Below are 22,458 nucleotides of genomic sequence, written 5' to 3'. Positions count from 1 at the left end.
GATAGAGATAAGTATAATGAGTAAAGATAAAGCCATTACATTGGAATCTCTACGAGTGATGGATGCCATTGATCGTAGAGGAAGTTTTGCTGCCGCCGCTGATGAGCTAAATCGCGTCCCATCAGCACTCAGTTATACCATGCAGAAATTAGAAGAAGATTTGGATGTTGTGCTATTTGACCGTTCAGGACATCGAACTAAATTTACTAATGTGGGAAGAATGTTACTTGAAAGAGGGCGTATTCTTCTTGAAGCTGCAGATAAATTAACTTCTGATGCTGAAGCGCTAGCTCGCGGTTGGGAGCCACATATTACGATTGTGTGTGAAGCATTAACACCCGCATCTCGCTTATTCCCGTTAGTTGAAAAATTAGCTGAAAAATCAAATACACAACTCTCTTTAGTCACCGAAGTACTTGCTGGGGCATGGGAAAGCTTAGAAAGTGGTAAATGTGATATTGTTATTTCACCGGATATGCATTTTCGTTCTTCATCAGAAATCAATTTCCGCCCTTTATATAATACCACTAGTGTCTATGTTGCCAGCCCTGATCACCCTATCCATAATGAACCTGAACCACTTGCAGAAGAAACTCGCTTAAAATATCGCGGTATTGCTATCGCCGATACCGCAAGAGAACGACCTGTTTTAACTGTACTGTTATTAGATAAACAGCGTCGTTTAACGGTGAGTTCGATTGAAGATAAACGTCGAGCATTAATTGCCGGTTTAGGGGTTGCTACTATGCCTATTGATTTAATTGAAGATGATTTAAAAGAGGGGCGTTTGCGTGTGGTTGGCCCTGAATATCATCATGAAAATAATATTATTATGGCGTGGCGCAGAGACAGTATGGGAGAAGCTAAATCCTGGTGTTTACGCGAAATTCCTAAACTCTTTGCCGCGGATAAAAAATAGTTTGTTCGCTAGAGTTTGATAATGCAATTAAAAAAGATCCCCTAGAGGATCTTTTTATTATTAAATCTATTATTACCAATTTTTCTTAAATAGGCGATCTAAGCTCCATTTACCCGGACCTGTGATAACCAGTAATAAATAGCCACCCGCAATAGTCATATTTTTCATAAACATTAACTGATTTGCCCCTTCTGCAAAGTTAGTGTGGAACAGTAGTGCGGTTAACAGCGTAAATACACTGGTAAAGATAGCCGTTGTGCGAGTTAAGAAACCGAATAATATGGCTAATCCACCCCCTAACTCTAATAAAATGGTTAAAGGCAATAAGGCTCCCGGAACACCCATTGATTGCATATATTGTTGAGTACCTTCATAGGCTTCAATTTTTCCATACCCTGCGCTGATAAATAAAATTGGCATGAGAATACGTGCGATTAATAAGGCAATGTTTTCAAAATTCTTCATGATGTTTATTCCTGATAAAATTTTATATTATTTAATATATCTGTATTTTATTTGTTTAATTGCCAGTTTTTAGTGTAAATAACCACTGTTTGGCTTGAGATATACAATAAAGAAAAAATAATATGGAGGATATTAAGAAGAATTAACATTCTTACACAAAAAAATTGATGTTTAGTCAGCGGTTTTTTTGACAGACTTCTGTAATGTGCGTATTAAACCAACAGCGCCTATCGCCCGTCGTCCCCAACGAACCAGTTTTTTAGGGTGCTTAATGCTATAAAGAGATACCACGCTCGCCCCTATTAACAAGATAGGTTTTAACGAGGTTAAGATATTCCATGCTTTATCATAAGGTGCTGTGACCTCTAACCATGTTTGCCCCTCTTGCGCTAATTGAGTGCGCTGTTGTTGAATTTCATCCAACAACAGCTTTTTGCGTCTTGCTAATGCTAAGGTGCGTCTATTTTGTTTGCTCATCGCAGTATTGCTCCAAAAGACGCTTATCTAATTCTAGTTGTTGGCGAGTATCACCTAACAGCGTTGAATTGCGGGCTTTTCTCAATGTCATGATAGCACCTATTAAGGCACCAACTAGCAAAATAGCCGTTGTAATCGCTAAAGCATGAATACGATATTCAGGTGGGATCACCCAAAAGAGGAGAATAAGTAGACTCATTAAGCCAAAGGCGGTGAGTAATAAGGTGATCCCCGCCATTAAAATAAGCTGAATAAGTGTAATTTTTTCTTCTTCTAGTTCGATGGCGATTAATTTTAGGCGGGTTTCAACCATGCCAACGATAACAGCGCCAATACGACTAAGAGAATTCAGAACCCCGGATGCGGGGCCCTGTGGTCTTTGAGTATCACTCATTATGGATTAACGTTTCGAAAGTAGAACACCGAGTACGACACCTACTGCCGCGCCAATACCAACACCTGTCCATGGGTTTTCACGCACATAGTTGTCCGCTTTACCCGCCATTTCTTTAGTGTTATCGACGATTTCTCTACCTGCATCACTGAGTTTTGCACGAGAGCCACGTAGCGCATATTCAGCTTTTTCTCGTAAACTTTGTAATTCCTCTTTTGATTTATCTGCCGAGGAGTTCAGAACTTCTTCTAGAGTATCAGCCAGAGATTTTAATTCACTACGCAGATCTTCATTTGAACGTTGGTGTGACATGAGTAACTCCTTTAATCAAGATATGAGGTTATACCTATAACAATAGACTAGATTTACCATATAATAAAATTAAATAATGACTTTATTCCCTAAAAAAGAGAAAAGTCTTATTCTTGCCAAGGGTGATATTAAAAAAATAATCAGTAATAGCTTGAAATAAAAAACAAAAGCCTGTTTTAATCATAAAACAGGCTTTAAGATGCTAAATATTAACGCTATAAAAAATAATAGAAATAGCGATAGATTATGGTTGATTACTCTGTTTACTTTTCTTCTTAATGACGACCCATACACTCCCGATTAAGCCAATCACTAATAAACAAACAGGCAGTAGCATCAGAAAATTCATTAAATGATGCTCATATTGGCGGAATAACGGACTATTTCCTAATAAATAGCCTAAGGTGGTTAAAATACCAACCCATAACAGACCACTTAGCCAATTAAAAACTTGAAAACGACCGTTTTGTAAGCCAGCAAGGCCGGCAATAGTCGGCAATAATGTTCTAACAAAAGCGAGAAAACGACCAATAAGTAACGCCGCCAAGCCATGTCGATGGAAAAGTCCATGGGCTCGTTGGTGGTAGTGTTCTGGTAAATGTGATAACCAACTTCGTACAAGTCGGGTGTTACCAAGCCACTTCCCTTGCAGATAACCCAGCCAACAACCTAAGCTAGCACCTGCCGTTAGAATAAGTAAGGTTAATGGAAAATCCATGGTTCCTTTAGCAATTAACACACCCACTAAAATTAATAAGCTGTCTCCTGGTAAGAAAGCTGCGGGTAGTACTCCGTTTTCTAGGAATAGTATGCTGAATAATAAAATGTAAATAATCCAAAGCAGTGAGGGATTCGCTAAGGTTTCGTAATCTTGATGCCAAAGCGCCAAGAACAGCTCTCTTACGATTTCCATATAAAAGGCTTCCTAAAACTGAGTCATTCGGGGGTAAATACAAAAACATTCTCTCTTGTTATCTATTTACCCGTAATACATATCATAGGGTTTATTTTTCATTGTTTAAAACAGCAACACTCTAACAAAATCAATAAAAACTAGACAGAAAATTTTTTCACTTAAATACCCTACAAGCGCTTCATTGAGCAAGAATATTTGAAAAAAGACATTCACTTTTGTTTTCCAGTTTAGGATATGTTGTTTTAAAGAAAAAACCTTAAGAAAACGTAATAATAGAATTACTATGATGATGTTTTACTGAGATAAAAAAGCATTATTTTTCCTTGCTGATTGAAGCTAATATCATGGTTATTTATTCATCAAAAAAAGTGTTTTAAAGTTGCCAATCGGCTAGTTAAACTAATTAAGATGTTATTAAAAAGTTAAAATTAAACTCATCAAGTGATTAAGAAAAATCAAGGTAAATAGTATAAGAGTTAGTTTTTTATTTAACGATTAAATCTAACCTTATGATAATAATAATTTCTTTCATTTGTGGACTGTACGTTAAAAAGAACAAAATCCTATTATGATCACAATTGTGTTATTTTGTTGTTAACAAAAATAGCTAATGATGTATATTTTGCAAAATAAGCTTTTCAGCAAGATTCATTTCCTTATACTGGCAAAAGCAAGCACACAATTGCTTTTTTAAATATTATTTTAAGTAATGGAATAACTATGGATAAACAACAATCCAGAGTACTTAACCTGCTTTTTCAGGGAAGTCTCGTTAAACAAATACTTGCTGGTTTAATTGCGGGTATTTTACTGGCTTGGTTAGCACCAGAAGTGGCTAAAATGATGAGCTTATTAGGTAACTTATTTATTAGTGCCTTAAAAGCCGTTGCGCCTGTTTTAGTCTGGGTATTGGTTATGGCTTCGATTGCCAACCACCGTCAAGGACAAAAAACCAGTATACGTCCCATATTAGTGCTTTATCTGCTGGCGACTTTCTTTGCTGCACTAACAGCAGTAGTGGCAAGCTTTGTGTTTCCCTCAGTATTAACGCTAGTTGTCAATAATTCACAGCTATCGCCACCTGAAAATATTGCTGAAGTCTTAAAAGGTGTATTAATTAATGTGGTGGCTAACCCTGTAGATGCACTGATTAACGGCAATTATATGGGGATTTTAGCTTGGGCTATTGGCTTAGGTTTAGCGTTACGACATGCAAGTGATACGACTAAAGCATTAACACAAGATTTTGCAGATGCGGTAACTAACCTTGTGCGTGTGGTGATCCGTTTAGCGCCAATCGGGATTTTTGGCTTGGTATCATCAACCATTGCTACGACTGGCTTTAAAGCTTTAGCTGGCTACTTGCATGTCTTACTTGTTTTAATTGGTTGTATGCTGTTTGTTGCGCTCGTTGTCAACCCATTGATTGTATTTTGGAAAATTCGCCGTAATCCTTATCCATTAGTATGGGCTTGCTTACGTGAAAGTGGTGTTACTGCCTTCTTTACGCGTAGTTCAGCGGCTAATATTCCGGTGAATATGGCAATGTGTCGTCGTATGAATTTAAATGAAGATACCTATTCTGTCTCAATCCCATTAGGTGCGACCATTAATATGGGGGGAGCGGCAATCACTATTACTATTTTAACACTTGCTGCGGTAAATACCTTGGGTATGCCTGTGGATATTCCAACAGCCTTATTGCTAAGCCTTGTTGCTGCTATTTGTGCTTGTGGTGCATCAGGGGTTGCTGGTGGCTCGCTACTGTTAATTCCGCTTGCTTGTAGCATGTTCGGTATTAGTAATGATCTTGCGATGCAAGTGGTTGCGGTAGGTGTGATGATTGGTGTCTTACAAGATTCAGCAGAGACTGCATTAAACTCATCAACTGATGTGCTATTTACCGCAACGGTCTGCATAGCCGAAGATGAGCGTTTAGTTGCCAACCCATTAACTGAAAAAAATAATGGCTAAAGAGTATAAGTAGTAAATAGATATAAAGAGTAGTAAGACAGGAAGGGTAGTAAGTAACAACAAAAATTAATAATAAAAACAGAACCCCATATAGGAAACTATATGGGGTTTCTGGTTATTGATATGATAAATCGAGTGTTAAATAGTAAGTGCTAATTCTGTTCCCTGCTTAATGGCTCGTTTGGCATCTAATGCTTTAGCCTCTTTTGCCCCGCCAATAAGATGGACGGTTTTATTTTCTTGTTGTAACGCTTGCAGTAGCGGACGATAAGATTGTTGCCCGGTACATAAAATCACGCTATCAGCCGCGAGCAGTTGCTGTTGTTCATTATGTTCAATTATTACCCCTTGCTCGGTAATTTTTTGATAATGGCAGCCCGTTAGCCATTTGACCCCTTTTTTCTGCAATGTTAAGCGATGTATCCAGCCTGTTGTTTTACCTAAACTTAAGCCAAATTTCCCACTTTTACGTTGCGTCATAACAATCTGTTTGTCTTTTTTAATAAAAGGATCGGCTGAGGTGATCCCTCCGCGATGCGTAAGTGTTGGGTCAATTCCCCACTCTTTATTAAATGCACAAGGGCTTAAACTACTGCATTGGCCTGTTTGGGTAAGATAAAGGCCAGTGTCAAAACCAATACCACCACTGCCAATAATCACCACTTTTTCGCCGGTTGGCTGATGGTATTTAAGGACATCAAGATAGGTTTTTACTATCGGATTATCATGGCCATCAATCTCTGGAATATGAGGGATAACACCACTGGCTAAAATAATTTCATCAAAATGTTGCAGATGGGAAAGTGTCGCTTCCGTATTATTTTTTACGATCACCCCTGTGATTTGCAATTGCCGCTTAAAGTAGCGCAATGTCTCTTTAAATTCTTCTTTACCCGGAATTTGACTGGCAATATTGAGTTGTCCACCAATACGGTCTTCTTTTTCAAATAAAGTAATATGATGACCACGTTTAGCTGCTGTAATGGCAAATGCTAATCCTGCGGGGCCTGCGCCAACGACAGCAATTTTTTTAGGGGCTTGAGTCGGGGTTAAAATAAGCTCTGTTTCTCGACAGGCAAAAGGGTTTACAAGACAAGATGCTGGGTGACCACTGAATATCTCATCTAAGCAAGCTTGGTTGCAGGCAATACAGGTGTTTATCTCATCCTCGCGACCAAGTTGCGCTTTTAATACGAATTGCGGATCGGCAAGAAAAGGACGCGCCATAGACACCATATCTGCACAGCCTTCCGCTAAAATAGCTTCAGCCACTTGAGGTGTATTGATACGATTAGAAGTGATAAGAGGAATATTGATTTTTCCCATCAATTGGCGAGTGACATAAGCAAATTGTCCTCTTGGTACCATAGTGGCAATAGTGGGGATACGGGCTTCATGCCAACCAATACCACTGTTGATTAGGGTTGCTCCGGCCTTTTCTACTGCTTGAGCAAGATAAAATACCTCTGAGGCATTAGCTCCCTCGGTAATTAAATCTAACATTGATAAACGATAGATAATGATAAAGTGTTCACCCACAGCTTCTCTTATGCCAGCTAAAATACGTAATGCAAAACGACAACGATTTTCAATAGAGCCACCCCATTGATCATCGCGTTGATTCGTATGACTTACTAAAAACTGGTTAATTAAATAGCCTTCAGATCCCATGATCTCAACACCATCATAGCCTGCTTTCTGAGCCAACTTAGCGCAATGAATATAATCTTCAATAGTCTGTTCTATCTGCTCATGACTCATTGCTTGGGGCATAAAAGGGGTGATAGGCGATTGGATCGCTGAAGGGGCGACTAAATTAGGCTGATAACTATAACGACCAGTATGTAAAATCTGTAAAGCGATTTTCCCATCCTGTTTATGTACCGCATCAGTGACTAATTGATGAGAAGCGAGTTGATCTTCTGACATTAGCGTTGCTGCATGTGGCAACAATACACCTTGCTTATTAGGGGAGATCCCACCGGTGACAATAAGTGCCACCCCTGCTGCAGCTCTTTGAGCATAAAATTCAGCAAGCTTAGGTGCATCATGTGGATCTTCTTCTAGTCCAGTATGCATCGAGCCCATCAAAATACGATTTTTAAGCGTAGTAAACCCTAAATCAAGGGGAGTAAATAAATAAGAATAGTGTGCCATCAGATACCTTTTTTATACTGGTCAGATGAGATATCTATAGCATAACGAGAAGTTGCTGATTAAGAGTTGATTATGTTAATAAGTTGTGATCTTAATCATGGAAAAGGTGAATAGCTCCTAATTAAACGATAATAATCTAAATGCCTCGTCAACCATAACAAATAATGATAATAAAAATTGCACTCATTCATATTTTTTAATCATATAATAATAAATACCCATTAATACGTATTAAAAATGCCCATCACATTGTTGATTTTGGAGACGTTATGATTAATAAATTTAATCAGCTTACAAACCACCCCGATTTAGGTAAGTTTGTTTTACGTGTTTCGCTAGGTGTCTTAATGTTATTACACGGATTACACAAAATGGAGCCAGGAGGACTTGCCGGTATACAGGGAATGTTGGCAAATATTAATTTACCTGCATTTATTGCTTATGGCACATTACTGGGTGAAGTTCTATGTCCTATCTTACTGATTATCGGTTTATTTACTCGATTTTCAGCATTTGTTGTGGCGGCAACCATGGGGGTTGCGGTGCTGATGGTACATTCCGGTGATCTTTTAGCCTTAGATCCCAAAACGGGGGGATGGGCACCTGAAAGTGCTGGCTTCTATATGTTTGCTGCGATTGCGGTGATGTTTTTGGGGAGTGGTCGTTGGGCGCTCAAAAAAGATTAATAAATTTAATAGACAATAATATTGAATGAAATATTGCTAAGTTATTCAGGTTAGATGAATAAACGCCCAGAATAAAGATATGCTGGGCGTTTATTATTAAAGTGATAAATAGAAATTTATTGCTTTGTTGGCGGTGTTAGTTTGAAGATTTTTTCATTTTCACCCAACCACTGACGAGCAACTTGATTAACATCACTGACACTTATTCCGTTGACAATCGCAGTCTCAGTTAATAGTCGTTGATATTGTTGGTCATCTGTTGCCACTTGAGCAAGTGCATCAGTCCAATAGCTAGCACTCTCTTTGGCTTGCCCATATTCAGTTAACCAAATATTTTTTGCCTCTTGTAATTCTTTATCGGTAATACCCGCTTGTTTTACGTCATTGACCACTTTACGCGCAAGTGCAATTAATTCATCTGCCCGCTGTGGTGATGCGGTAAAGTTTAAACGTCCGGTATAAAAACTACTTGGTAGCTTGGTTAATGACTCAGAAAAGCCTAGCGAGTAGATCCCGCCCGCTCGTTCACGAAGATTAAGCCTTAAACGTTGGCTGACAACGGTATCAAGCAAGTTAAGTGCTAACAGTTGCTGTTGTGACCATTGGGCTTTGGCTGCGTATTGAATACTGATCATACTCTTATCGCTACTGGCAATAGGGTAGGTTTTATTAAATGAGCTTAATTTGGGATTAATCGCCGGATCAGCCCAAAATAGACGTTGCGATGAACGTGTCGGTAGCGTTGCTATCCAACGTTCGATCATCGGTTTGACCTGATTTAGGTTAATAGGCCCACTAATCACCAATACCATATCGGCAGGCTGTCCTAGAAGTGATTGATTCGTTTGTTGTAATTGTTGGGCGGTAAACTGTTGCCAAGGGCCTTGTGGCGAAATCACTAAGCGCTCGCCGTTTTGATAGCTCTCTTTATTAATATGATCTAAGAAAATACGTTCAACTGGTGTTTTGGCGATCCCTAATGCCGTTGCTTGTTTTTGTTGCTCTAATTTTTGCCCATTAAATTGTGGTGCTGTCACTTTTAAATGCAATAAGGCCAACAAGGTGTCTAACTCATCAATAGGCGCTTCGCCACGCAAGCCGTGGAATAACAACTCACTGTATGGACGCAAACTGATTTGATGCTGTTTACTAAATAACGCTAACTCTCTTGCGTTGTAATGCCCATATCCACTCACTTCTGGTAAGTTTAATGCCCACTGAACCAAGCCTAAACTTTGTCCTGTTTCCAGAGAAACACCTCCGGGAATACGCAGTGATACTTGGATATTGTCTTTTAGCCACTGGTCATTTTTAATAATAACTTTTACGTTATTGCTCAGTGTCCACAGCTGTGTTTTTTCAATCGGAAGTGTTTGTGTGGTGACAACAGTACCGGTTTGCTCAGGTTTAATATCTAATACCACCGCATGGGTTTTCAATGTAAACGCACCGGGATCAGATTGTCTAATCTCTTGCCAGCGTTGCGAGGCTTTAGTGGCACTAAATACCTGACTATCACTATCTGGGCCGATAATTGCCACTCGTGGTGAAGCTTGTGTTAGGTATTGGGCAAAATAGTGTTTTAAGGTATCAGGTGTAACGTTATTTATTAGTTGATAACTTAAGTTTAACGCCTGCTTTTTGCTTTGGATTGGCATTTCTAATTCAAGTGCCGTAGTAATTTGGTTAGCTAAATAACCATGCTCATAGCGCTCTTCACCAGCAGCTTGTTGGCTAAGACGTTTTAACAGCGCATTGCGGGCATTATCTAACTCTTGCTGAGATACTGGCTGTGAGGCTAAACGCTGTACTTCAGTAAATAGAATATCTAATGTACCTTGATAATCATCCCCTTTAGGATGGGCAATCATCAATTGTTGTGAGCGACGGGCATCTAACATCGCACCTTGTGTATTGGCACTGACGGAAGGCACTAACCCATTATCAACAATGGTTGAAAAGCGCTGATTTAAGATAGAGAGCCACAACGAGTCCATTAAATCATCATATTGACCTTGGCGACTATTTAATGGTGCAGGCAGTGTACGCTGTAGAGTGAATTGCACAATGCGTGAGCCTTGCTCTTTATCAAAAATCGTCTTTACTAATAAATCTTTATTGTCGATAAAGCGGTGCCATGATGGAGAGTCAACGCCTTTGTTTTCACTATTTTTTGCATTGAACATTTGGGTAATATCAGCAATCGCATCACCTTGATTAAAATTACCCACTAACACCAATGCCATTCTTTCAGGCTGATACCAAGTATCGTAATAACGTTTTGCTTCTTTGACATCACCATGCTTAACGATATCTAAGTCCCCAATGGGATCACGATCTAGATAACGACTGCCATAATAACGTAACTCTTCAAGTTGGCGATTAATACGAAAACCAATACCTTGGCGTAATCGCCACTCCTCGACGATCACTGGACGCTCTTTATCAAACTCAACGGGATCAAATGTCATGCCAAAGGCCCAATCGGATAAGATCCTCAACCCTGTTTTTATTTGGGTCGGATTGGCATTAGGCAGGGATAATTTATAGGTTGTTGAGTTTAAGCTCGTTGCCGCATTAACATGACTCCCCAACTTCATTCCTAGGCTTTCAAGTTGTTTAAACCCAGTTGTTCCCGGAAAATGAGTCGTGCCTTTAAAGGCCATATGCTCGGTAAAGTGGGCAAAGCCAAGTTGTTTTTCATCTTCTTGTACCGAGCCACTTTTCACCAGTAAACGCATTTCAACCCCCGTTTGTGGGCGTTGTAGCAAATAGACATTTAAGCCATTATCAAGCGTAAAATGGCGAATATCGGGGCGCAGTGAAAGGGCATTATTGGTATGCTCAGACGAGTTGCCTGTTGCACAACCCAGAAGTGATAAACTGACTGAGATAATCAGTAACTTACGATACATATTCAGTAACTCCAGCTGATTGAGAGGAGGACGCAGTCGGCGCTTGTAATGAAATTACTTGCTCGGCAATAGCGTGAGTGAAACGCTGATGACTGACTAAGACAATGCCCGAGGTTGGTAGATGCTGTTTAAGTAATAACAACATATGTAGGGCATTTTGTTCATCAAGAGCGGATGTGGTTTCATCTAATAAAATAAGATCGGGTTTATTGAGTAATAAACGGGCAAAGATAAGACGTTGTTGTTCACCACCGGATAAGCGTGTTGTCCAATCTGTTTCCAGTGAAAGCTGATTTTTTATTTTATCTAGCCCCACCCAATGAAGCACTTCTTGGTACTCTTGTTGTGAGAACTGAGATGCTTGGCAAGGATAAGCTAATAAGCTATCTAAGCGGGCAACAGGCAGATACATACGTTGTGGGAGCCAACTGATATTGGTTACCCGTTGAATATCTCCTTTAAAATAAGGCCAGTGGCCGCTTAACGCACGTAACAGCGTTGATTTCCCGATACCTGAGCTACCTTCAATTACCGCCAATTCACCCGCTTTGAGAGAAAAGTGAATATTGTTAATTAATAATCTATCGTCTTGCATAAACAACGATAAATTGGCTGTCAGCTTAGTTTGTTTATCATCTAACTCGGTGATCTCAGGTTGGTGATCATGCTCTAACAACACCACAAAATGATAAAGACGGGTAACCGTTGCCTGCCATGCAGCAATTTCTTTATAGGAGAAAATAAACCAGCTTAATGCCCCAGCAACACTGGAGAAGGCTTGTCGTAACTGCATTAATCCCCCTAGCATTAATTCGCCGGCGAGGAATTTTGGCAAAGCAAAAATAATTGGCGCCATTGCCGTGGCTTGCTGATAACCCACAGTAAAGAAAGCAAGGTTTCTTTCATAACGGATAAGGTTATTCCAGTTGCGGATCACCTCTAAAAAGCGTCCCATCAGTTCATGACGATCGCTCATTTCACCCCGTTGACCAGCAATAGCATCACCATGTTGTTTACGTGTGATAAGCGCAGTACGGTAATCCGCCTCTTTACGCTGTTTATCCATATTGATTTTACGTAATGGAGAACCAATGAGCTGGGTGATGGTGATCCCGATAAGAGTATAAATAATACAGGCCCAGAACATATAACCCGGTATATTCCACTCTTTGCCTGCTAAAGAGAAAGAGAGCGCACCAGAGAGTGACCATAAAATAGTGGCAAAAGAGATAAGCGTTAACAGTGAATGTAAAAAGGTCACCGTTAAGCGCATTGTCGATTCAATCAGTAAACGAATATCTTCAGCAATTCGTTGGTCGGGGTTATCTGGCTCTTGCGAGGTTAACCGCAACATATAGTGTTTACTATTTTTTGATAGCCAGCGCTCAAGCACTTGCTCTGTCATACCTTCACGCCAGCGAATGATCATTTTTTGGCGTAAGAAATCACCCATCACGACTACGGTAATTAATCCGGCAATAATAATCACAAACTGTTGAAGCAGTTTATATAAGGCTTGCCCATCGAGTTGTTGTAGGGCGTTATAGAAGCTGCCATTCCATTCATTCATTTTGACGTTAAACCAAACGGATGAGAGGGTTAACGTTAAAGAGAGAATTAATAGGAACCAGCAGTAAAGGGCGGCACGCCGCCCCCAAAAAGGTGAAACCAAATAGAAAAATTGTTTTATTGTTTTCATTGCTTATTTGTCATGTTTTTATTGTTTATTGACTCGGTTGCTCACATTAACTTCATCAATTTTTAATAGTCATAGCTGACTTGTAGCCAGAACTGTCGACCTGGCTCGTAAGATTTGTACTCTTTATCTTGATAGGTAATGTAATCATTGACATTTTTGGTATTGAGTACGTTATTCACTTCAACGGAAATACCTACACCGTAAGCAAATTCAGGCTGCCAACTGAGCTTGGTATCCCAAGTAAAACGACTACTGTAATGACGTTTTTTATATTCAAATAGCGGGCCGTACTCACTTGGTTTTGGCGCACCATTATTGGCTTTCTCTGCTTGTGAACGAGCTCCATTCCATTGCAAACGGTTAAACCAAGTCACTCCTACATCATCCCAAACACTGGTTAGCTCAGCGGTCACTTTTAACGGCGAGTTAAAGTTGTCAGAGGGTAAGTCTTTGGCATTGATAATTTTTCCGCCATACCACACCTTGTCATAGTTCATCCCTTGAACGCTGGGATCAAAATTGGCATAACCTGAGTCTTTTGGCGTATTGGTTTTGCTTTTTTGCCAGCTAATCGAAGCATTAAAGACGTGATCGGCTTTAGCAAGCTCCCATGGTTGGCTATTTCTCACGGAGAGCGTTAAGGTATCGTGTGTACTACGACCATTATTATTGAAGTGGCGAATAGCACGTTTTTCATCAATGGTTGAGTCTGGATATTTAGTATCACTACGCACCTCATCACGACCATTGCGATGCACATACTGTAAACGCCAAGTGGTTGAGGCTATCTCTTGTTGTAGACCTAGAGTGAATTCATCGTTATAAGGGGTTTTTAGTGAATCAACACCATCAAAGTCGGTACGATTAGTCCACTTTTCCTCCGATGTTTGACAGTCAAAATAGCAGTGTTGTAAACCGGCATTTTGCGCACCATAAAGGGCGTAAGTGAGCATTGAACGTCCATAGTAACGGTTTACCCCACCAATAATTAAAGTATTACCTGTGCCCCAAATATCGTAAGTAGCACTTAAACGAGGTGAGAGGTTGTTTTTTTGTACAAAATCATCACGATCTAAACGTACACCGGGACGTAAGGTGAGGCGTTTATATTGAATATTATCGTCAATAAAAAATGAATAATTGATATAAGACGCATTATGGGTACCCGCTAGAAAACGCGTCGTTTGTGATAAGCTTCCCATCCATTCATCATTGACCGTCATGCCGCGATAGGTATAGTTGTAATAGGTTTTATCACGAATATAAGCGCCTTTGGTGCGGCTAATTTCAAATCCGGTGGTGGGGCGATGAGTGACGGTACCCCACACGATGGGATCAAAACGCATAATACTCTTGGCGCTATAGGTTTCTTGTTTACTACGCAGATCACCTTGACCACCACTGGAGACTTGATTAGGGTGTTGCCAATCAGTGTAATCTTCTACTTTGATAAAGTAGTCTTGATCATTGGTGCGTTTATCTTCCAGATTTTGATAACCTGCGGTTAACTCTAAGGTTCCTAGCGCAAGTTGATGCTTATAAAGGGCGGTAAAACTGAGTCCATTATGTTCATTATCATAACCGGAGTTATACACAGAGCTGGAGAACAGATAGCTCTTATAACGGGCAATATTACTTGATAGATCAAAAGATTGTTTATCAGAGATATTCCAAGAATATTTGATAAAGTAGTTATCTGAAGTACGCGTTTGATCACGATAATGTGGGCTTTGTAATACATGCTCTAATTCGCCTTCAGGGGTGTGAACAATTCCCCCTTCAGCACTTATCATCATCGGAATGGTTGATTCCCGACGAGAAGCTGAGAAAATTAATCCTGTATTTTCCGTTAAACCTGTTTCAAACCAACCGCCATAGTTTTGTTTATCATATTTTTTCTGGAAACGGGCTGGATTACTAAAATCATTATTTGCAGTATCAAATTTTAATTTGGGATCGGTGAAAATATTATTCCAGCTTGAACGGGTAGTACGGTAATAGGCATTGGCATGGGTTTCACCAGACCAACGACGACTTTGTACTTCAACTGTGCCTCCAGTAAATCCGCCAAATTCAACGGGAATATTGTTATCGTAAACGGTGACACTATCAATAAGTCGACTATCAAGATACATCCCTTGCTCATCACTGGTAATACGGGTATTGGTTTCACCATTGCCCGAATTGGCCGGATCAAAGTCATTATTAAAACTGACGCCATCAAGTTTATAGGCATTTTGATAGCTACTGGAGCCATGAATAGAAATACGTGAGGGCTTAATTTCACCTTGGTTCATCGAGTTGCTATCGTTATTTGCAAATTGAACCGCAGGGTTACTTTTAAGTAAGTCGGTGACATTGCCATCGCCAGTATTACGTTGCTTTATCTCTTCAGAGGTGATGTATTGTGGTGCTGAAACAACATCTGTAGCAGGATGATAACTGCTTCCCACCCCTGTGACTTTAACTTCAGGGATCACAATCGTACTGCTTGTTGCTAATGGACGAATAACAAAGCCATTTCCCTGTGAAATAATTTCCATACCACTACCGATTAACACCTTTTGTAATGCGGTATGGGTTTCATATTGACCAGAGAGTGCAGGAGCCCGTAAGTTTTTTATTGCGTTGGCATCAAACAGAATTTGTACCTGACCTTGTTTAGCAATAGTGTTTAAAGAATCAGCTAAAGATTGCTCTGGTAAAGAGACTGATAGCGTTGCCGCATAACTATAAGGGGCTGCCACGGTAGCCGTTATTAATAATGTGAGTAGCGACCTTTTTAGGGGCCTTTTTTTATTATGTATTCTCATTTCACCAATCCCATTCATAGACTTAATAATTTTTGTTACTAAGTAAGAGGGTGAAATGAGAATTATCCTCACCTGTAAAAAAGAATATTTTTCATGTTTGTTTTTACTTATTGATAATTAACACATTATTTTTATCAGTAAAAATAACATTAACCGGTAAAAGTAGCGGAAGTGCAGTAATAAAGCTTTTCGCGTCATTAATATTTGCTACACCTGATACCTTTATTTTTGCTACATCGGCTGATGAGATATGAACGTTGATATCCAGATAAGGTTTTAATTTAGTGATCACGTCACCAAGTGGTTGTTCAAAGAAATGGAGTTGCCCAAAACGCCAGCTTGCTACAGAATCAGCATTGACTGAGGAAATGACAAATTGATTATCAGTTGATTGGCTAATTGCTTGAGAGCCAGCATATAGGTAAGTCGCAGGGGATTTTTCTGTGGCTTTAACTTCAACAATGCCTTCATGTACGGCGACACTAATTTGATTATTTTGATAACGACTCACTTCAAATTCAGTACCGACAACTTTAATTAATCGCTCATCAGCATGGACATAAAATGGCCGATAAGGATTGGGTTTTACTTTAAAATAAGCCTCACCTTTATCTAACCAAAGGCGTCTTTGGGTTTGGACATACGAGACGCGTACCTGTGTATTTCTATTTAAAAAAACTTTAGAGCCATCAGCGAGGGTCATCTCTTTAGGAAAATTGCTGGTGGCTAAGGTCATATTATCCATTAACAGGGCAGGTAAATGACTATAAGGAAGATATAACACAGCAACTAAACAGAGTGCGGCTGTAGTGTGAATAAAGGGGCGCCAGAGTGAAGATTTCCTTTTTTCTATAGGCACAATAGTAGGGCGTGGTAAGGCTTCACAACTATGCCAAATTTCCGCGATAGCTTGATAAGCTTGTTGATTATCTTTATCTGCTACCCACTGTTTAAAGGCTTGTCGTTGCTGTGAACTCATTTGCTGACTATGTTGACGGGTGAACCAAAGCGCAGCTTGTTCATCAATAGATTGCTGGCTTAATTGATCATGGGTATCTGCCAAAAGCGTTGCAGGCGCCTCATCTGTGTGAGGTTGATTTCCCGACTTACTCGTCATTGGTGCATTTCTCCTGTCCTGCATCGACATATCTTTTACAATGTAATAGTGCTGCGGCAATATGTTTCTCTACCATGCTTATCGAAATTTCCATTTGTTCTGCAATTTCGCTTTGTGATAATCCATCAAAGCGATAAAGAATAAAAGCTTCTCGACGGCGGGGAGGAAGAGTATCAATAGCTTGTGTCAGTAAATCTAAACGCTGTTGATGCTCAAGGACGTGCCCGGGATCAAGCTCTGTCGTATAGCTCTGTACCGCATCTTCTAATTGATAATCTTCTTGATAGATATTTTTTTGTTTTTGGTTTTTCCTCCAATGATCGATCAAAACGTGGTTCGCTATTTTAAATAAAAAAGCACGCTGCTCTTGGACAGGAGTTTGTTCTTTTCGATTTAGCCATAGTGTAAACACATCTTGAGACAAATCATCCGCATCATGGTGATTACCCGTGCGTTTTTGGAAAAAACGTACAAGCTGACCATAGGTTGATTGGTAGGCACAACTGATTTTTTGTGCTAATGATTTATCGCTAGTCATAGTCTCTGGTGTCTAAAAAAGAGTGAAATAATAAGCTATTACTGCTTCTAATAAGGAATTTTTATAATCAATATTTAGCTAATTTTTTATTGTATTATTAATAATAAGCAATATCATTTGTGTTTGTATTATGCCTATAATTCATTAGAAAGAAAATCAGAGGCAAGAATTATGAGTAGTATGTCGGCGACTTTTCCACGCCGTTGGTCCTTTTCTATTGGTGGGTTAACTGCCAGTATTGTGTTTCATGTCACCTTGGTTGTTGTTGCTATAGGTTGGATAACGACGAAAGATGAGCAATATGCGGTTTTACCTCCAGCAATGACGATGCAAGTGGGGCTTTATCAATTGGCAAAAGCAGAACCCAAAGAGGTTCCTGTTGGGCCTGAACAGGTGATGTCAGTTCCAGAAGCTGCCGAGCCAGAGCCGATGAAAGAGCAACTTGATGTGCCTAAAATGCCTGTAGTCGAACAGGGAACTTATGAGCGAGTTGCGGAAAAGCCAAAGGTGAAACCCGTGGTTAAGCCTAAGCCTGTCGTGGTAAAAGTGCCTGATGATCTTCCCGTTTCAGAAGCGCCAGCAGATACCACAACCGCCCCTTTATCAGGTGAAAACGCGACCAGTAGTGCCGATTTTACCAGTACCGCTTCATCATCTCGCAGTGGTCAAATGGGGTGGGAAAGTTTAGTCCATAGCCATATTGATATGTATAAACGTTACCCTCGTGCAGCATTACGTTTTAAAGCGACGGGAGTGACACAAGTTGAAATTTCGCTCAATGCAAAAGGTGAGTTATTAGATGTGAGTATACAAACCTCGTCAGGTAATCGTATCCTTGATAAAGAAGCGATTAACACTATTAAACGGGCATCGCCATTTCCGGCACCTGAAAGCCACCGTTTAGTTAACGGCTCTTTCTCATTTATTGCACCCTTGAGCTTTGACTATCGGCAAAGTAGTTAATATCGTCATTGAATAGTGTGAGCCAATAAAACGTAAAGAGAGATAATAAAAAAGCAGAGGGTGAGCTCTGCTTTTTTGCGTTCAGCTAAATAATGATTACTTAGTGATGCGTTTATATTTCATGCGACGAGGTTGGATAGCTTCGTTACCTAATGTCCGTTTTTTATACTCTTCATATTCAGTAAAGTTACCTTCAAAGAATTCGACTTTACCTTCATCTTGATAATCGATGATATGAGTGGCGATACGGTCTAGGAACCAACGGTCATGGGAAATGACCATAGCACAACCTGGGAATTCTAATAGCGCATTTTCTAAGGCGCGTAGCGTTTCAACATCCAGATCATTGGTCGGTTCATCGAGCAGCAACATATTACCGCCGACTTGGAGAAGTTTCGCAAGGTGTAAACGTCCACGCTCACCTCCGGACAGTTCGCCAACGCGTTTACCTTGGTCAACGCCTTTAAAGTTAAAGCGGCCCACATAAGCGCGACTTGGGATTTCAAAGTTACCAATGCGCATAATATCTTGACCACCAGAAACTTCTTCCCAAACCGTTTTGCTGTCATCCATACTATCGCGGAACTGATCAACAGAGGCCAGTTTCACGGTCTCCCCTAAAGTCACGGTTCCTGAATCGGGTTGTTCTTGACCTGAGATCATACGGAACAGCGTTGATTTACCGGCACCATTTGGACCGATAATACCGACGATAGCGCCTTTAGGAATGGAGAAACTTAAATCATCAATCAGAACGCGATCACCATAAGATTTAGTGAGGTGACTCACTTCTAGCACTTTATCCCCTAAACGAGGTCCAGGTGGAATAAATAGCTCACTGGTTTCATTACGTTTTTGGTAATCAACGCTATTGAGTTCTTCAAAGCGAGCAAGACGAGCTTTACCTTTAGCCTGACGACCTTTAGGATTTTGGCGGATCCACTCAAGTTCTTTTTGAATTGATTTATGGCGAGCGGCTTCAGTGGCTGCTTCTTGTTCAAGACGCGCATCTTTTTGCTCTAACCAAGAGGAGTAGTTACCTTCCCACGGAATACCTTCTCCACGGTCAAGTTCTAAGATCCATCCTGCGACATTATCAAGGAAGTAACGGTCGTGGGTAATCGCCACAACAGTGCCTTCATAATCATGTAAGAAGCGTTCTAACCAAGCAACAGACTCAGCATCCAAGTGGTTAGTCGGTTCATCTAACAACAGCATATCTGGCTTTTCTAACAGTAAACGACAGATAGCCACACGGCGACGTTCACCACCAGAAAGATGTTCAATTTTGGCATCCCAATCTGGTAAACGTAGTGCTTCTGCTGCACGCTCTAATTGGTTATCAAGATTATGACCATCGTGAGATTGAATAATCGCTTCTAGCTGACCTTGCTCTTTTGCCAGTTGGTCAAAATCAGCATCAGGATCAGCATAAGCTGCATACACTTCATCAAGACGATTGAGTGCATTTTTGACTTCGCTTACCGCTTCTTCAACGGCTTCACGAACCGTTTGTTGTGGGTTTAATTTTGGCTCTTGTGGCAAGTAGCCAATTTTTAGACCCGGTTGTGGACGTGCTTCACCTTCGATATCGGTATCGATACCGGCCATGATACGCAGTAAGGTTGATTTACCGGCACCATTTAGACCAAGCACACCAATTTTCGCGCCCGGAAAGAAGCTGAGTGAGATGTTTTTAAGGATATGTCGCTTAGGGGGAACAACTTTCCCGACACGCAACATACTATAAACGTATTGAGCCACTATAATTACCCTTTGATTATAAAAGAGATTTTATCTGAAGTGTCAGTTTTTGCGTTAAACACAAAAGAATGTAAATAAGCAATGAATATATGACACCTAAATGAACAATAGTAAAGTCAATGTCAGTATTTTGCCAAAGACCCGAAAACGATGAAAGTCGCCAGTATACCCGATTTATAAAAGAAAACCTTAGGTAAAAGAGAGGTTTTTATCATCCTTGAGTGCTTGTTCGAAAAGTGAGGAAAATTTCATTTAAAGAGGGAACTAACATTGTTAATGATTATCATATTAGCTAATGTATTTATTCTTTGGATGTTTAAATTTGAGGTGGGAGAGGTAACGTGGTTAAGCAAAAGTGGTCCTTCGTCTTGGCAATTAGTACATTGTGTTTCTCTGCGTGGGCACAAGCAGATTCATTAAGTGAACAACGAACACGTTACCAAGAAATTAAAGCAGCTTGGGATGCTAAAGATACAGCACAAGTTGAAAAATTATTACCGACATTACAAGATTATCCTCTTTATCCCTATCTTGAATATCGCCAAATTACCGACAATCTTGATGTGGTCGCTCCGGCTGTGGTGACTGAATTTGTCGAAAAATATCCAACTTTGCCACCCGCGAAAGCACTACCTTCTTTGTTTGTTAATGAGTTAGCAAAACGTCAAGAGTGGCAAAACTTACTGACTTTTAGTCCTAATCCTCCTAAGCCTAAAGCAGCAAGGTGTAACTACTATTATGCTAAATGGGCGACAGGGGATAAACAAACGGCGTGGGTTGGTGCAAAAGAAGCGTGGTTAAACGGTACTTCTATGCCTTCAAGCTGTGATCCGCTATTTGATGAGTGGCAAAAAGCAGGAAATTTAAGCATTGAATTAGTGTTAGAGCGGATTAATTTAGCAATAAAAAGTGGTAATACTGGGTTAGCAACTTATTTAGCTAAGCGATTGCCGATGGATTATCAAACGATTAACGATGCCATTGTTGAACTACAAGATCACCCTAATCTGGTTGCTCGTTATGCCACACAACTTTCACCAACAGATTTTACGCGTAATATTGTACAAGCCGCATTTTCACGTTGGGCGCGAAAAGATGCCGATAGTGCAAGAGCACAGCTTGATAGTATCGCCAGAGCTCAAAAAATGACGACAGCTGAACGCCAATTAATGCGTGATACGGTCGCTTGGCAATATATGCCATATGCCACACCAGAGCAGGCTAAATGGCGTGATAGTGTGATACAAGATACCGCTTCAGATACCCTGCGTGAGCGTCGTGTGCGTTTAGCGTTAAGCCAAAATCAGCCCGCAGAATTAGCTTTATGGTTAGAAAGATTATCACCTGAAAGTAAAAATAAAGAGGAGTGGCGTTATTGGCGAGCGATGGTGTTGCAATCGCAAGGTAAAAACAGTGAAGCACAAGCGCTTTTACAAGAACTAACGCAACATCGCGGTTTTTATCCTATGGTGGCGGCTGAAAAGCTAGGTAAACCTTATGTTATGGTAATAGACAAAGCGCCAAGTGTTTCACCCACAATTCCACAGCAACCTGAAGTGCAACGAGTACGCGAATTAATGTATTGGCAAATGGATAATTTAGCGCGTACTGAGTGGGCAAATTATGTTGCCACCCAGCCTGCTACCACACAATCTCAACTAGCGCGTTATGCTTTTGAGCAACAATGGGCTGACTTAGCAGTACAAGCAACGATTACTGGTAAAATGTGGAACCATTTAGAAGAGCGTTTCCCACTTGCATGGCAAAATGAATTTGAACGATATACGAAAGATAAAGCGATAGATCGCAATTATGCGATGGCGATCGCTCGCCAAGAAAGTGCATGGAACCCACAAGCTCGCTCTTCAGCTGGGGCAACGGGTCTTATGCAAGTGATGCCGAAAACCGCAGAGTTCACGGTAAAACAAGCAGGTATTACCGGGTATGCAAGTAGTGCGCAACTGACAGATCCGGTTAAAAATATTGAAATTGGTACCGCTTATCTTGATTCTGTTTATCAGCGTTTTAATCAAAACCGTATTTTATCTAGTGCAGCCTATAATGCAGGTCCTGCACGGGTTGACCGTTGGTTATCTGATGCTAATAGCCAACTAGATGCTATTGCTTTTATTGAGAGTATTCCTTTCGCAGAAACGCGTGGTTATGTCAAAAATGTACTCTCATTTGCGGTGTTTTATAGCTATTTTGCCGGAGAGCAACAACCGATATTAACTCAAACTGAGTGGAATAGTCGTTATTAATGAGATAATTAAGCGATTTATTAATGGAACCTCTTTGTCACAGGATAAAATATGCTATAGTTTGTACTAGTTTATGAGTGTGGCTAGA

The 22,458-nt window shown here is 40.3% G+C and carries 17 protein-coding genes; 5 read left to right on the top strand and 12 right to left on the bottom strand.

What is annotated here, in order from left to right; translation table 11 throughout:
• The first annotated feature begins 16 nt into the window (after positions 1-16).
• On the top strand, positions 17-919 hold the full coding sequence (locus tag HMPREF0693_RS10230; protein ID WP_004245250.1) for a LysR family transcriptional regulator: 903 nt from the start codon (positions 17-19) through the stop codon (positions 917-919).
• Positions 920-991: 72 nt separating this feature from the next.
• On the opposite strand, the gene HMPREF0693_RS10225 is transcribed toward HMPREF0693_RS10230, so the two are convergent.
• The 5 genes from HMPREF0693_RS10225 to HMPREF0693_RS10205 all read right to left on the bottom strand — a co-directional run bounded on the left by HMPREF0693_RS10225 (position 992) and on the right by HMPREF0693_RS10205 (position 3,480).
• Positions 992-1,384, bottom strand: coding sequence for a DoxX family protein (locus tag HMPREF0693_RS10225; RefSeq protein ID WP_004245249.1), 393 nt, complete (start codon positions 1,382-1,384; stop codon positions 992-994).
• Between the two features lie 171 nt (positions 1,385-1,555).
• Complete coding sequence (locus tag HMPREF0693_RS10220; protein ID WP_004245248.1) at positions 1,556-1,861, bottom strand: YqjK-like family protein; 306 nt, start codon at positions 1,859-1,861, stop codon at positions 1,556-1,558.
• Positions 1,845-2,255: a phage holin family protein gene (locus tag HMPREF0693_RS10215; RefSeq protein WP_004245247.1), complete on the bottom strand. Its 411-nt coding sequence runs from the start codon at positions 2,253-2,255 to the stop codon at positions 1,845-1,847. The genes HMPREF0693_RS10220 and HMPREF0693_RS10215 overlap by 17 nt, the downstream gene beginning before the upstream one ends.
• 6 nt (positions 2,256-2,261) lie before the next feature.
• Entirely contained in the window at positions 2,262-2,567 is a 306-nt protein-coding gene (locus tag HMPREF0693_RS10210; protein ID WP_004245246.1) for an ElaB/YgaM/YqjD family protein, read from the bottom strand.
• 244 nt (positions 2,568-2,811) lie between these two features.
• A complete protein-coding gene (locus HMPREF0693_RS10205) occupies positions 2,812-3,480 on the bottom strand; it encodes a DedA family protein (protein ID WP_004245245.1) in 669 nt (222 codons plus the stop codon).
• Positions 3,481-4,203: 723 nt separating this feature from the next.
• Between HMPREF0693_RS10205 and sstT the strand changes: the two genes are divergently transcribed.
• Positions 4,204-5,457, top strand: a complete 1,254-nt coding sequence (gene sstT / locus HMPREF0693_RS10200) for a serine/threonine transporter SstT (protein WP_004245243.1) — start codon at positions 4,204-4,206, stop codon at positions 5,455-5,457.
• Between the two features lie 138 nt (positions 5,458-5,595).
• Here the strand turns inward: sstT and HMPREF0693_RS10195 are convergent, their stop codons facing one another.
• On the bottom strand, positions 5,596-7,614 hold the full coding sequence (locus HMPREF0693_RS10195; RefSeq protein ID WP_004245242.1) for an oxidoreductase: 2,019 nt from the start codon (positions 7,612-7,614) through the stop codon (positions 5,596-5,598).
• 269 nt (positions 7,615-7,883) lie between these two features.
• Here HMPREF0693_RS10195 and HMPREF0693_RS10190 point away from each other — a divergent pair, with 269 nt between their 5' ends.
• Positions 7,884-8,300 (top strand): DoxX family protein, encoded by a 417-nt coding sequence (locus tag HMPREF0693_RS10190; RefSeq protein WP_004245241.1) that lies wholly within the window; start codon positions 7,884-7,886, stop codon positions 8,298-8,300.
• A gap of 116 nt (positions 8,301-8,416) precedes the next feature.
• On the opposite strand, the gene HMPREF0693_RS10185 is transcribed toward HMPREF0693_RS10190, so the two are convergent.
• From HMPREF0693_RS10185 to HMPREF0693_RS10165, 5 genes are all read right to left on the bottom strand, one after another.
• A complete protein-coding gene (locus HMPREF0693_RS10185) occupies positions 8,417-11,215 on the bottom strand; it encodes a M16 family metallopeptidase (protein ID WP_004245240.1) in 2,799 nt (932 codons plus the stop codon).
• Positions 11,205-12,914 (bottom strand): ABC transporter ATP-binding protein/permease, encoded by a 1,710-nt coding sequence (locus HMPREF0693_RS10180; protein WP_036894187.1) that lies wholly within the window; start codon positions 12,912-12,914, stop codon positions 11,205-11,207. The genes HMPREF0693_RS10185 and HMPREF0693_RS10180 overlap by 11 nt, the downstream gene beginning before the upstream one ends.
• Positions 12,915-12,976: 62 nt before the next feature.
• Positions 12,977-15,727 carry a TonB-dependent receptor gene (locus tag HMPREF0693_RS10175; RefSeq protein ID WP_036932382.1) on the bottom strand — a complete coding sequence of 917 codons (2,751 nt, stop codon included), beginning with the start codon at positions 15,725-15,727 and terminating at the stop codon, positions 12,977-12,979.
• A 103-nt stretch (positions 15,728-15,830) separates the two neighbouring features.
• Positions 15,831-16,844, bottom strand: a complete 1,014-nt coding sequence (locus HMPREF0693_RS10170; protein ID WP_004245237.1) for a FecR family protein — start codon at positions 16,842-16,844, stop codon at positions 15,831-15,833.
• Positions 16,834-17,382, bottom strand: a complete 549-nt coding sequence (locus tag HMPREF0693_RS10165; RefSeq protein ID WP_004245236.1) for an RNA polymerase sigma factor — start codon at positions 17,380-17,382, stop codon at positions 16,834-16,836. Before HMPREF0693_RS10165 ends, HMPREF0693_RS10170 begins: the two co-directional genes overlap by 11 nt.
• 171 nt (positions 17,383-17,553) lie before the next feature.
• On the opposite strand from HMPREF0693_RS10165, the gene HMPREF0693_RS10160 reads away from it, so the two are divergent.
• Entirely contained in the window at positions 17,554-18,345 is a 792-nt protein-coding gene (locus HMPREF0693_RS10160; protein WP_004245235.1) for an energy transducer TonB, read from the top strand.
• 96 nt (positions 18,346-18,441) lie between these two features.
• Here HMPREF0693_RS10160 and ettA read toward each other — a convergent pair whose 3' ends face one another.
• Positions 18,442-20,109 (bottom strand): energy-dependent translational throttle protein EttA, encoded by a 1,668-nt coding sequence (ettA, locus tag HMPREF0693_RS10155; RefSeq protein ID WP_004248950.1) that lies wholly within the window; start codon positions 20,107-20,109, stop codon positions 18,442-18,444.
• Between the two features lie 341 nt (positions 20,110-20,450).
• On the opposite strand from ettA, the gene sltY reads away from it, so the two are divergent.
• On the top strand, positions 20,451-22,370 hold the full coding sequence (sltY, locus tag HMPREF0693_RS10150; RefSeq protein WP_004245233.1) for a murein transglycosylase: 1,920 nt from the start codon (positions 20,451-20,453) through the stop codon (positions 22,368-22,370).
• Positions 22,371-22,458: the final 88 nt, after the last annotated feature.

The sequence above is a fragment of the Proteus mirabilis ATCC 29906 genome, from assembly GCF_000160755.1.
Classification (GTDB): Bacteria; Pseudomonadota; Gammaproteobacteria; order Enterobacterales; family Enterobacteriaceae; genus Proteus; species Proteus mirabilis.
The sequence above is the reverse complement of the archived record's forward strand: the minus strand, read 5'-3'. Positions and strand labels throughout refer to the sequence as shown.

Coding starts and splice junctions, on each gene's coding strand:
- HMPREF0693_RS10230 (WP_004245250.1), top strand. CDS start 17: ATGAGTAAAGATAAAGCCATTACATTGGAATCTCTACGAGTGATGGAT.
- HMPREF0693_RS10225 (WP_004245249.1), bottom strand. CDS start 1,384: ATGAAGAATTTTGAAAACATTGCCTTATTAATCGCACGTATTCTCATG.
- HMPREF0693_RS10220 (WP_004245248.1), bottom strand. CDS start 1,861: ATGAGCAAACAAAATAGACGCACCTTAGCATTAGCAAGACGCAAAAAG.
- HMPREF0693_RS10215 (WP_004245247.1), bottom strand. CDS start 2,255: ATGAGTGATACTCAAAGACCACAGGGCCCCGCATCCGGGGTTCTGAAT.
- HMPREF0693_RS10210 (WP_004245246.1), bottom strand. CDS start 2,567: ATGTCACACCAACGTTCAAATGAAGATCTGCGTAGTGAATTAAAATCT.
- HMPREF0693_RS10205 (WP_004245245.1), bottom strand. CDS start 3,480: ATGGAAATCGTAAGAGAGCTGTTCTTGGCGCTTTGGCATCAAGATTAC.
- sstT (WP_004245243.1), top strand. CDS start 4,204: ATGGATAAACAACAATCCAGAGTACTTAACCTGCTTTTTCAGGGAAGT.
- HMPREF0693_RS10195 (WP_004245242.1), bottom strand. CDS start 7,614: ATGGCACACTATTCTTATTTATTTACTCCCCTTGATTTAGGGTTTACT.
- HMPREF0693_RS10190 (WP_004245241.1), top strand. CDS start 7,884: ATGATTAATAAATTTAATCAGCTTACAAACCACCCCGATTTAGGTAAG.
- HMPREF0693_RS10185 (WP_004245240.1), bottom strand. CDS start 11,215: ATGTATCGTAAGTTACTGATTATCTCAGTCAGTTTATCACTTCTGGGT.
- HMPREF0693_RS10180 (WP_036894187.1), bottom strand. CDS start 12,914: ATGAAAACAATAAAACAATTTTTCTATTTGGTTTCACCTTTTTGGGGG.
- HMPREF0693_RS10175 (WP_036932382.1), bottom strand. CDS start 15,727: ATGAGAATACATAATAAAAAAAGGCCCCTAAAAAGGTCGCTACTCACA.
- HMPREF0693_RS10170 (WP_004245237.1), bottom strand. CDS start 16,844: ATGACGAGTAAGTCGGGAAATCAACCTCACACAGATGAGGCGCCTGCA.
- HMPREF0693_RS10165 (WP_004245236.1), bottom strand. CDS start 17,382: ATGACTAGCGATAAATCATTAGCACAAAAAATCAGTTGTGCCTACCAA.
- HMPREF0693_RS10160 (WP_004245235.1), top strand. CDS start 17,554: ATGAGTAGTATGTCGGCGACTTTTCCACGCCGTTGGTCCTTTTCTATT.